This is a genomic window from Pyxidicoccus sp. M15, assembly GCF_056858435.1.
Genome location: NZ_CM166495.1, coordinates 6,738,381 through 6,748,237 on the forward strand (window position 1 = coordinate 6,738,381; position 9,857 = coordinate 6,748,237).

General features: G+C 71.0%; 7 protein-coding genes. 5 read left to right on the forward strand and 2 right to left on the reverse strand.

Features of this window, described 5'->3' with window-relative positions:
- Positions 1-185: 185 nt before the first annotated feature.
- Together ACX9TP_RS25115 and ACX9TP_RS25120 are read left to right on the forward strand one after the other, a co-directional pair.
- Complete coding sequence (locus ACX9TP_RS25115) at positions 186-953, forward strand: MBL fold metallo-hydrolase (protein ID WP_482973144.1); 768 nt, start codon at positions 186-188, stop codon at positions 951-953.
- A gap of 100 nt (positions 954-1,053) precedes the next feature.
- Positions 1,054-2,058 (forward strand): hypothetical protein, encoded by a 1,005-nt coding sequence (locus tag ACX9TP_RS25120; protein WP_482973145.1) that lies wholly within the window; start codon positions 1,054-1,056, stop codon positions 2,056-2,058.
- A gap of 48 nt (positions 2,059-2,106) precedes the next feature.
- On the opposite strand, the gene ACX9TP_RS25125 is transcribed toward ACX9TP_RS25120, so the two are convergent.
- On the reverse strand, positions 2,107-4,512 hold the full coding sequence (locus tag ACX9TP_RS25125; protein ID WP_482973146.1) for an ABC transporter permease: 2,406 nt from the start codon (positions 4,510-4,512) through the stop codon (positions 2,107-2,109).
- 179 nt (positions 4,513-4,691) lie between these two features.
- Between ACX9TP_RS25125 and ACX9TP_RS25130 the strand changes: the two genes are divergently transcribed.
- A complete protein-coding gene (locus ACX9TP_RS25130) occupies positions 4,692-5,288 on the forward strand; it encodes a DUF2716 domain-containing protein (RefSeq protein ID WP_482973147.1) in 597 nt (198 codons plus the stop codon).
- A gap of 87 nt (positions 5,289-5,375) precedes the next feature.
- Entirely contained in the window at positions 5,376-6,839 is a 1,464-nt protein-coding gene (locus tag ACX9TP_RS25135) for a serine hydrolase (protein ID WP_482973148.1), read from the forward strand.
- 27 nt (positions 6,840-6,866) lie between these two features.
- Here the strand turns inward: ACX9TP_RS25135 and ACX9TP_RS25140 are convergent, their stop codons facing one another.
- Positions 6,867-7,859 (reverse strand): hypothetical protein, encoded by a 993-nt coding sequence (locus ACX9TP_RS25140; RefSeq protein ID WP_482973149.1) that lies wholly within the window; start codon positions 7,857-7,859, stop codon positions 6,867-6,869.
- 122 nt (positions 7,860-7,981) lie between these two features.
- Between ACX9TP_RS25140 and ACX9TP_RS25145 the strand changes: the two genes are divergently transcribed.
- Positions 7,982-9,766: a protein kinase domain-containing protein gene (locus tag ACX9TP_RS25145; protein WP_482973150.1), complete on the forward strand. Its 1,785-nt coding sequence runs from the start codon at positions 7,982-7,984 to the stop codon at positions 9,764-9,766.
- The last annotated feature ends 91 nt before the right edge of the window (positions 9,767-9,857 follow it).

Sequence of the window (9,857 nt, forward strand, 5' to 3'; positions counted from 1 at the left end):
GCGCGGACGGCCGCGCCCCCTGCCATGGATGGACCCCGGCCGGTCGTGGTCCAGGCTCGTGGAATCGGCAGAAAATTCCACGAATCCTAGACTGTACGATATTCACCACGTGTGAAGCGAGACATCCCAGGGTAATGAAACCCTGGACGTTGCCTTCGTGGGGGAGCCCCCGAGCAAGGTGAGCCATGAACTTCGCGGCGACCCACATCGGCACTGCCACCCTGCTGCTCGAAATCGGCCCGCTCCGCATCCTCACGGACCCGGCGTTCGACCCGCCGGGGCGCACCTACGGCTTCGGCTGGGGGACGCGCTCGAAGCGCACCGCGGGCCCCGCCCTTCCCCTGGAGGGGCTCGGACACCTTGACGCGGTGCTGCTCACCCATGACCAGCACGCCGACAACCTGGATGACGCGGGTCGCGCCCTGCTACCCCGCGCGCCCCACGTGGTGACGACGCAGGCGGCGGCCCGGCGCCTGGGCCACGCTGGCGCGGTGGGACTGAAGCCCTTCGAGTCGACCCTGGTGGGCGACGTGCGCATCACCGCCACGCCCGCGCGCCATGGCCCGCCGGGCTCGCTGCCCATCGTCGGGCACGTGGTGGGCTTCCTCCTGGAGTCCCCGGCGCTCCCGGGGCCCGTCTACATCTCCGGCGACACCGTCTGGTTCGACGGTGTCGCGGAGGTGGCCCGGCGCTTCCGCGTCCACACCGCCTTCCTCCACCTGGGCAGCGTGGGGTTCCCCATCACCGGGCCGCTCCGCTACACGTTCAACGCCCGGGAGGCCGTGGTCGCCGCCCAGGCGCTCGCGGCGCGGCGCATCATCCCAGTGCACTACGACGGGTGGACCCACTTCAAGCAGGGCCCCGACGAGGCCCGGCGGGAGCTCACCCTGGCGGGGCTCGCGGACCGCGTGACGTGGCTCACCCCGGGTGAGCGCACGCCCCTCCACGGATAAAAAAACAAAGACAAACTGGATGAAACACGAAAGGCCGTGAATACTGCCCCCGCTCGCGCAAAGCCTCACATCCATCCGCGCGAGAAATGGGGGAAACATCATGTACAGCAACAGGAAGCAGCTCGTCGCATGGCTCATGGCGCTCACCACCGCGTGCGGGGGCACGGCGGGCGAGACACCCGAAGTGGAGCCTGGCACCGTCACCGCCCTCGCGGAGGAGCCCCTGCCGGGGCAGCCCACCGTCACCGTCTTCAGCACCGAGAAGCCGGGCTTCGTCCGCTTCGACGCCACCGGTGACAAGGTGGTGTTCCAGCCCGCCAGCGCCAATCCGTTGCAGTTCAGGGACTGGAAGGCCTTCGCGGAGTTCGCGCAGAAGACGGTCAACGCCCGCGTCCACCTCCACCCCGAGACGGGCGAATTCGAGGGCGTCAGCGGCGACTATGACATCGCCGGTGCGCCGGGAATCGCGGACGCCGAGACGAAGACGGTGCACGACGTCGTCAACCCGGTAGGCGCCTTCCTCGGCGGGCTCCAGGGGTACATCTACATCGGCAAGGAGCCCATCTGCGTCCGCCCGGAGATCTGCGGGGACGTGCAGATTCCGCCGAAGGACGGGAAGGCCGCGCAGGCGCTTCCGGGCACGGGCCCCACGGCGCAGGGGGAGCGTTACGCGTCCGATGGCACCGGCACGTTCTGCAACGCCTCCGGCTTGTGCATCCGGGGCTACGCCATCAACCTGCACTCGGTGTTCAGCTGGACCAGCAGCGCCACCGAGCGCGTCAGCGGCGGGATGCGGACGGAGCGCTACTTCTGCTGGAAGGGCTTCATCCCGTGGGTGTGCTCGCGGCAGGTCGGCGAGCCGCACTCGATGCGGGTGGCCGTCACGTACGTGGACCTGCTGGGCACCGCCTTCAGCGGCGGCACCACCACCGCCAGCAACACGGAGAAGGTGGAGCGCGGCTCGTTCTGGATTGGCCCCTTCAACCCCTTCAACCCGCCCGCCGCCGTGAGGGCCTGGGCCACCTGCGGCGCCCACTCCGGCAGCACCGCCAGCGGTGGCACGGGGACGCGCAAGTCGGCCACCGGCCTGATGAGCTGCCCGTAGTGAGCTGAAGCGCGCGGGCCCGGCGCCTACCGGGCCCGTGCGCGTCGCTCAGCCGTCGCCGCGAAGTGCCTCGTTGGGAGGCACGCGCAAGGCGCGGCGGGCGGGGAGCCAGCTGGCCAGCAGCGCCACGGCCCCGAGCAACAGGGGCACGACGCCGAAGGTGAAGGCGTCGAACTCGCCCACGCCGTAGAGCAGACTGGAGAGGCTGCGCGCGAGCACGGCGGCCCCCACCAGGCCCAGGGCCACCCCCACCGCGGCGAGCCGCACGCCCTGCCCCACCACCAGCCACACCAGCTGGCTGTCCCGGGCGCCCAGCGCGATGCGGATGCCCAGCTCGCGGGTGCGCTGGCTCACCGAGTACGCCAGCACGCCGTACAGCCCCACCCCCGCCAGCGCCAGCCCCAGCACCGCCAGCGCCGCCAGCAGCGTGCCCAGCACCTGCGTGCCAGCGAGATTGGCGTCCACCAGGTCCACCATGGAGCGGACCTGGACCAGCGGCAGGTCCGGGTCCACCGCGCGCAGCGTCTCGCGCAGCAGGGGCGCCAGCGCGGCCGAGTCCTCCGAGGTGCGCACGGTGAGCAGCATGTACAGCACCTCGAACTGGCCCACGGGGAGGTACACCTCGCGGGCCGGCTCCTCGTCCACGCTGTCGTGGTGGACGTCACCCACCACGCCCACCACCTCGCGGAAGGGCTCGTCGTCGAGCTCCAGCTTCACACGCTGCCCCACGGCGCTGCGGCCGGGGAAGTAGCGGCGGGCGAACGTCTCACTGACCACCACCACGGGCGCCGTGCCCGGGCCATCCGAGGCCTCGAGGCCGCGCCCCTCCTTGATGGGGATGCGCAGGGTGGCGAAGTAGCTGTCGCTCGCGGTGCGGAAGGTGCTCAGCTCGCGCGTCTTCGCGACGGAGGCGGGCTCGCCGGGCAGCAGCACCGGGGCCATGCCCTTGCGCCCCCACAGCGGCACCGTGCTGGCCATGCCCGCGGACTCCACGCCCGCCAGCCCCCGTACCCGCTCCAGCACGGAAGCGAGGACCGCGCGCCGGGCCGTGTCGTCCTTGTACTTCTCCCGGGGAACGAACACCTCCGCCACGGTGACGCCGCGAGGCTCGAAGCCCAGCGGCACCTGGTGCAGCGAGTGGAGGGTGCGCAGCATCAGCCCCGCGCCCACCAGCGGCACCAGCGCCAGCGCCACCTGCGCCACCACCAGCGCGGCGCGAGTCCGCCCCCGCCCCGTGGCGCCCCGGCCGCCCTGCAATCCCCCGAGCGCTCCACGTCCGTCGGCCCGAGCGGCCCTCAGCGCGGGCACCAGGCCGAACAGGACGCTGGTGAGCAGGGACAGCGCCCCGGCGGTGGCCAGCACGTGCGGCTCCAACCGCACCGACTCCGGGGCCAGCACCTCAGCGGGAATCAACGCACGCAGCAGGTCCGTGCCCCACAGGGCCAGCAGCAGGCCCGCCGCGCCTCCGGCGAGTGCGAGCATTCCGCTCTCCACCAGGAACTGCCGCATCAACTGGACACGGCCCGCGCCGAGGGCGGCGCGCACCGACACCTCGCGCTCCCGCGCGCTGGCCCGGGCCAGGAGCAGGTTCGCCACGTTGGCGCAGGCCACGAGCAGCACCAGCGCCACCACCCCCGCGAGCAGCCAGAGCTGCCCCCGCGTGTTCTCCACCACCTGCGCGTGCAGGGGCAGCATGCGCACGCCCGGGTCTTCGCTCTTGAAGGACTCCTCCTGGGCCATCGAGGCCGCCAGCGCATCCAGCTCCTCCCGGGCGCGCTCCACCGGAATGCCGGGACGGAGGCGGCCCAGGGCGCGCAGGTAGATGTCCTCCGGGCGCTCTCCGCCGGCGAGGTCCGGAGCCAGCGGCGTCCAGAGGTCCACGCCCGGCGCGAGGCGGAAGTCCGCGGGCAGCACGCCCAGCACCGTGTACGGCCGGCCACCGAGGTTCATCGTCCGGCCCACCACGTCCGGGCTTCCGCCGAAGCGGCGCTGCCACAGCGCATGGGACAGCAGGAGGACCTGGTCGCGCCCGGCCACCTCCATCTCCGCGCCGAACGTCTGGCCGAGGATGGGGCGCACGCCGAGCATGGGGAGCAGGTTCACCGTCGCGCGCCCCGCGCGCAGGCGCTCCGCCGGGCCGTCGCCGGTGAGCGTGAAGTCACGCACCGACAGGCCCTCCATGGACTGGAAGGAATGCGTGCGCTCGCGCCAGGCCTGGAGGATGTGGAGCGACACGCCCACGCGCTCCATCCGGGGGCTCGACTGGAACAGGCGGACCAGCCGCTCCGGCTCGGTGTACGGCAGGGGCCGCAGCAGCACCTGGTACACCACGCTGAAGACGGCGGTGGTGGCGCCGATGGCCAGTGCCAGCGTGGCGATAATGACCAGCGTGAAGCCGAGCTCGCGCCGCATGCGGCGCAGGCTGAGACGGACGTCCTGGAGGAGCTGGGACATGGGGGACCTGGGGCGACTGCAACTCTAGCGCCAGACGGCAGCGGGGCGCTCGGCCCCGCCCTCCACGCAGCCGACGTGCACATGAGGCCCGGGCCATGTTCGGAGATGGCACGCGGCATCCCGGAAGCGGACAGCGTGACGCATTGCCCCGGCCGGCATCCAGGGCCATAACCGCTGGCATGAGCACGCACGAGCCCCAGGCCTGGGTCCGCCTCTCCGGCGACGAAGAGACGTCCGCGCTGAATCACCCATGGCCCGAGCCACGGGAGGGCGGCGTCCGGTTCGTCGTCGACGAGGCGCTGCGCTCACGGGCAAGGGATGAGCTGCTCCAGCTCTATCGAGACCTGGCGGAGCGGATGCTCGCGGTCTTCCGGGAGCTCGTTCCTCCTGAGGCGTGGCTCTACGCGCTCGACTACCACCACACGAACTACCGGCTCTTCCCGCACGTGCCTTTCGAGAAGGGCGCGACGCTCGAGGAGATGACGGGCAACTACACGGAAGAGCACTTCCTGATGGCACAGCGGAAGCTGCAGCCGCCTCCTTTCGTGAGCCGGTGGCCGGTGACGCTCCATCCCGACGGTGACCCCGAGCACTGGTTCGCGCCGCCTGACTTCCGCTTCGTCTACTCTGCCCGCTACACCGTCGAGCTCGCCAATGGCCAGGCCCCCTCCGAGGTGGAGACCTATGAGCTGCGGGGACGTGAGCTCGTCGAAGCCGTCGAGCGGAACCTGCCGAAGCTCTTCGGCCTCGGGCGCCGGCTCGCCGTCTCGGAGTAGCGCCTGCAGTTCGCCCTGGCGGTGTGACGCCCCCACGCAATCACCGCCGCCAGCCAACGTATGCTCCGGGAACCTCCTGGAGGACGAATGAACTGGCTGAAGGCGCTCTGCGTGGGCGCGCTGGTGGCGTGGGTGTGCGTGGGGCCTGCCGCCGAGGCGGCGACGCAGCGGCAGGAGCTGGACCGGCTCATCACGAAGTACCAGCAGATGAACCAGTTCAACGGCAGCGTGCTCGTGGCGAACGAGAAGGGCGTCATCCTCGAGAAGGGCTACGGCTCCGCGAACTTCGAGTGGCAGGTGCCCAATACGCCGGACACGAAGTTCCGCATCGGCTCGGTGACGAAGCAGTTCACCGCGATGGTCATCATGCAGCTCGTGGCGGAGGGGAAGCTCCAGGTCGAGGACTCCGTCACGAAGCACCTGCCCGACTACCGCAAGGACACGGGCGACCGCATCACCATCGCCCACCTGCTGAACCACACCTCCGGCCTCCCCAACTACACGAACGCCACCTTCTTCAAGACCGCCTCACGCGACCCATACCCCGTCGCGGACTTCGTGAAGAAGTTCTGCAGCGGCGACCTGGAGTTCGAGCCCGGCACGAAGTTCAACTACAGCAACTCCGGCTACTTCCTGCTCGGCGCCGTCATCGAGAAGCTCACCGGACAGACGTACGCGCAGGCCCTGCAGCAGCGCATCTTCGACCCGGTGGGCCTGAAGAACACGGGCTACGACGTGTCCGCCACGGTGCTCCCGAAGCGCGCCAGCGGCTACGAGGCGCAGCCCCGCGGGTACGTCAACGCGCCCTACCTCGACATGAGTCTCCCCTTCGCCGCGGGCTCGATCTACTCGACGGTGCAGGACCTCTACCGCTGGGACCGCGCCCTCTACGGAGACACGCTGCTTCCCGCACCGCTCAAGCAGCGGATGTTCACTCCGGCGCTGAGCGACTACGCCTTCGGCTGGCACGTCAAACCCCTGCGGCTGGATGACGGCAAGACGGAGGTCGCCACCATCAGCCACAGCGGCGGCATCAATGGCTTCAGCGCCCTGCTCATCCGCGCGCCCGAGCGGAAGGAGGTCGTCATCCTCCTCGACAACACGGCCCGTGGCTCGAAGTTGAAGGCGATTGCGACGGGGACACTGAGCATCCTCCATGGCATCCCTCCGAAGCAGCCGCAGGCGTCCATCGGAGAGGTCGTGATGACGGTCCTCGAGAAGTCCTCTGCAGCGGAGGCCATCGCCCGGTACCGGACCCTCAAAGCCACCCGGGCCGCCGAGTACGACTTCGCCGAGCGCGAGCTGAACGATGTGGGCTACCAGCTGCTCGGCTCCGGGCGCGTGGCCGAGGCTATCGAAATCTTCAAGCTCAACGTGGAGATGTTCCCCGGCGCGGGGAACGTCTACGACAGCCTCGGCGAGGCGTACCTGGCCGGCGGGAACAAGGAGCAGGCACTCCTGAACTACCGCCGCGCCGTGGAGCTGAACCCCAAGAACACGGGCGCGGTGGAGACCCTCAAGCGCCTCGAGAAGCCGACCGCCACGCGATGACGTGACGGCGTGACGCCCCCACGGCGCTCATCGGGCCGCGGGGGCGGCGCCGCTGCCTGGCGGCTCCGGAGCCTTCGGCATGCGCCGGGGTGGGCGCCAGTTCACCGCCACCCGGACGAAGGGCGCGGCGCGCGTGGAGCTGGCACCGAGGTCCAGCCGCTCCCGGTCGCCGTCGAGCAGCGCGAAGTCGTTGAGCAGGTCGAGCCCGACGGACGTGCTCAGCCAGACGCTGCCGCCCCCCAGCCGGACGTTCGCCGTGGGTCCGACGTGCATCGACGTCTCCCGCACGAAGTGCGCACCCAGCGGCTGTCCGTCCCCGGGGAGACGGGCGTGGAAGATCTGCTGATCGAACGCGCCGGTGAGGCCCACTTCCAGCCCGTCACCGAACTTCCGCAGCAGGGCGAGCCGCGGCAGGCCGAGCTCCACGACATAGGCCCCCTTGCGGTAGGTGAAGCCCACCATGGGGATGACGGGAAGGAGGTTGAAGGGCCACAGCACGACGAGCCCGAACATCAGCCGCATGCCCGGGTCACCACCAATCAGGTAGTTCGCCATGGCGTAGCCCACCCAGGACATGTCCATGCCGACGTCGAAGCTGTTGCGGAAGTCGGTGCGTGCGATGCCGGACCCGCCCGCGAACAGCAGCCACCGGGGCGCGAGCGGCCGCACCACCGTCAGCCCCAGCTGGAGGCGGTGGAAGCGACGGCCCAGTACGTCCTCGTCGAGGCCCGCCAGGGCGCCCCGCGGCTCCAGCGCCAGCCAGCGTGTCTCATACGCCAGCGACGGGACGACAATCGTCTTCCCGAGGAAGACGGGCGGCAGGGGCAGGCGGAGGTCCAGCTGATTCCAGTGGTCGAGCTTCCCCCCGTCCGAGCCGATGGCGGTGCCGCGCGCGAGGCTGTAGCTGACGTAGGCGCGGTCCTCGGACGTCTGGGCGCCCGCCGTGACGGAGAGCAGCGCCGCGCACAGGGCGACGAGCCCCCAGCCTGGCGCCCCACCGGAAGTTCTCGTCGTTCGCACGGGCACGCGGAAGCCGTCCTTTCCCCTGACACCATGAGTGTACCGCGACTCCCCCCTTGCTGGCTTCGTTCCAGCCCCCCGGCCTTCACGCACAGTCGCAGGCTCGAATACGCTCCCGGCCTGTGACCCCCTACACGATGCTGCACCTGGCGCTCGCGGGAGCGTTCTTCGTGCTCGCGCTGGTGCACCTCGCGACCTGGCTCGCGGTCCGCTCGCAGCGAGTGCAGCTCTGGCTCGCCTGGAGCTTCCTCGGGTTCGCGGTCATCAGCTTCACCATCGGCCTCACCAGCCGCGAGGCCAGCGCGATGTTCGCCGACACGCGCCCGTGGCTGGTGTTCGGCACGCTCACGTCGGTGGTGCTCCCCTACCCCCTGCTTCGCGTGGCGTGGTCGCTGCTGGACCAGCCGCTCACCTTCGGCCGGCGGGTGATGCTGGGCGTGGCCGTGGCGCTCGGCGCGGTGCGGGTGCTCGACATCTCCGCCTCAGTGCTCGCACTCCCGGCGACGCGACTGACGTCGGAGGAGCTCTCGCGGGCGACGGCGGGCCTGAGCCTGCCGCTGTTCTGGCTCCTCGCGGCGTGTGTGGCGGGGACGTGGGCCTTCGAAGCGGTGCGCCTCCTGAAGCGCCGTGGGGCCATGGCGGTGGCCGTGCTCGTCGCTTCGCTCTGCGCGCTCGCGCTCCTGGGCCGTGAGCTGGCGGTTGACGTCGGCTGGCTTCCGGGGCCTTCGCTCTTCGCGCTGGTGGGGTTGCCGTTCCTCCTGCTCGCCTCCACCGCGCTCGCCATCCTCACCGCGCGCTCGCTCCGGGGCGCGGACCTGGGGACGGGCATCCACCGCTACCGCCGGCTCGTCCGGCTGGGGCGTGGCGGCATGGGCGAGGTGTGGCTCGCGGTGAGGACGGGACGAGCGGGCTTCAACCGGCTCGTCGTGCTCAAGCGGATGCTGGACGAGGGCGGCGGCGAGGACCCCACGGTCCGGCTCCACCGCTTCATCGGCGAGGCCCGCACCGCCGCGCGCCTGCACCACCCGCACGTCGTGTCCGTCTACGACCTCGGGCAGATGGATGGCGGGTGGTTCATCGTCATGGAGTACCTGAGCGGCGTGAGCATGCTGGAGCTCGCACGGCGCGTCAGGAAGGGCGCCGCGCTGCCGCTCGAGGTGGTGGTGGAGCTCTGCCACCAGGCCCTGCGCGGGCTCGCCTACGCGCATGAGCGGGGCGTGGTGCATCGCGACATCAGCGCGGACAACCTCGTCGTGTCCTTCGATGGCGTGGTGAAGGTCGTCGACTTCGGCATCGCGCATGGCTCCCGGGACGCCCGTGAGCAGGTCACGGGGACGTGGGCGGTTCCGTCCTCGGAGCGGCTCACCCAGGTGGGCGACGTCATCGGAAAGTACGCGTACATGCCGCCCGAGCGCCGCGCGGGGGCCGAGGCGACCGCGTCCGGCGACCTCTACGCGCTCGGCTGCGTGCTCCACGAGTTGCTGTTCGGCACGCTTCCGGCCCCGCACTCGGCCACGGGAGCCCCCCGCCTTCCGAGCCTGGAGCGGCCCGAGGCACCCGAGGCGTACCGGAGGCTCCGGGACGTCCTCGACACCGCGCTCCAGGCGCGCCCGGAGGAGCGCTTCACCGAAGCCTGGCGCTTCCAGCGCGCGCTCGACCCGATTCGACAGGTGCTTCCGGCCAGCGACCTCGCCCCCTGGCTGCGGGAGAACTTCGCGGAGCGCTGGGGCCGCGAGCGGGAGTTGTCGGAGCTCAGCGACCCCACGCCCTCCGAGGTCGAGGTGCTGCTCACGCGGGAGCGTCCGGCGGAACCCGCGCTGGATGATGCGCCCACGCGGACCATGGAGCCGCGTGACGCGCTCCCCATCGAGGAACAGTCGACGGTCATCGTCCATCGCGCCCCCTGAGGCCCGGGACGCCGAGCAGGACGCGAGCGCCCAGGGCTGAGCCCGTCCGCGCCAGGACACGGGCGTGCCGCTCGACACGCCCGTGTCCCGC

Coding starts and splice junctions, on each gene's coding strand:
- ACX9TP_RS25115 (WP_482973144.1), top strand. CDS start 186: ATGAACTTCGCGGCGACCCACATCGGCACTGCCACCCTGCTGCTCGAA.
- ACX9TP_RS25120 (WP_482973145.1), top strand. CDS start 1,054: ATGTACAGCAACAGGAAGCAGCTCGTCGCATGGCTCATGGCGCTCACC.
- ACX9TP_RS25125 (WP_482973146.1), bottom strand. CDS start 4,512: ATGTCCCAGCTCCTCCAGGACGTCCGTCTCAGCCTGCGCCGCATGCGG.
- ACX9TP_RS25130 (WP_482973147.1), top strand. CDS start 4,692: ATGAGCACGCACGAGCCCCAGGCCTGGGTCCGCCTCTCCGGCGACGAA.
- ACX9TP_RS25135 (WP_482973148.1), top strand. CDS start 5,376: ATGAACTGGCTGAAGGCGCTCTGCGTGGGCGCGCTGGTGGCGTGGGTG.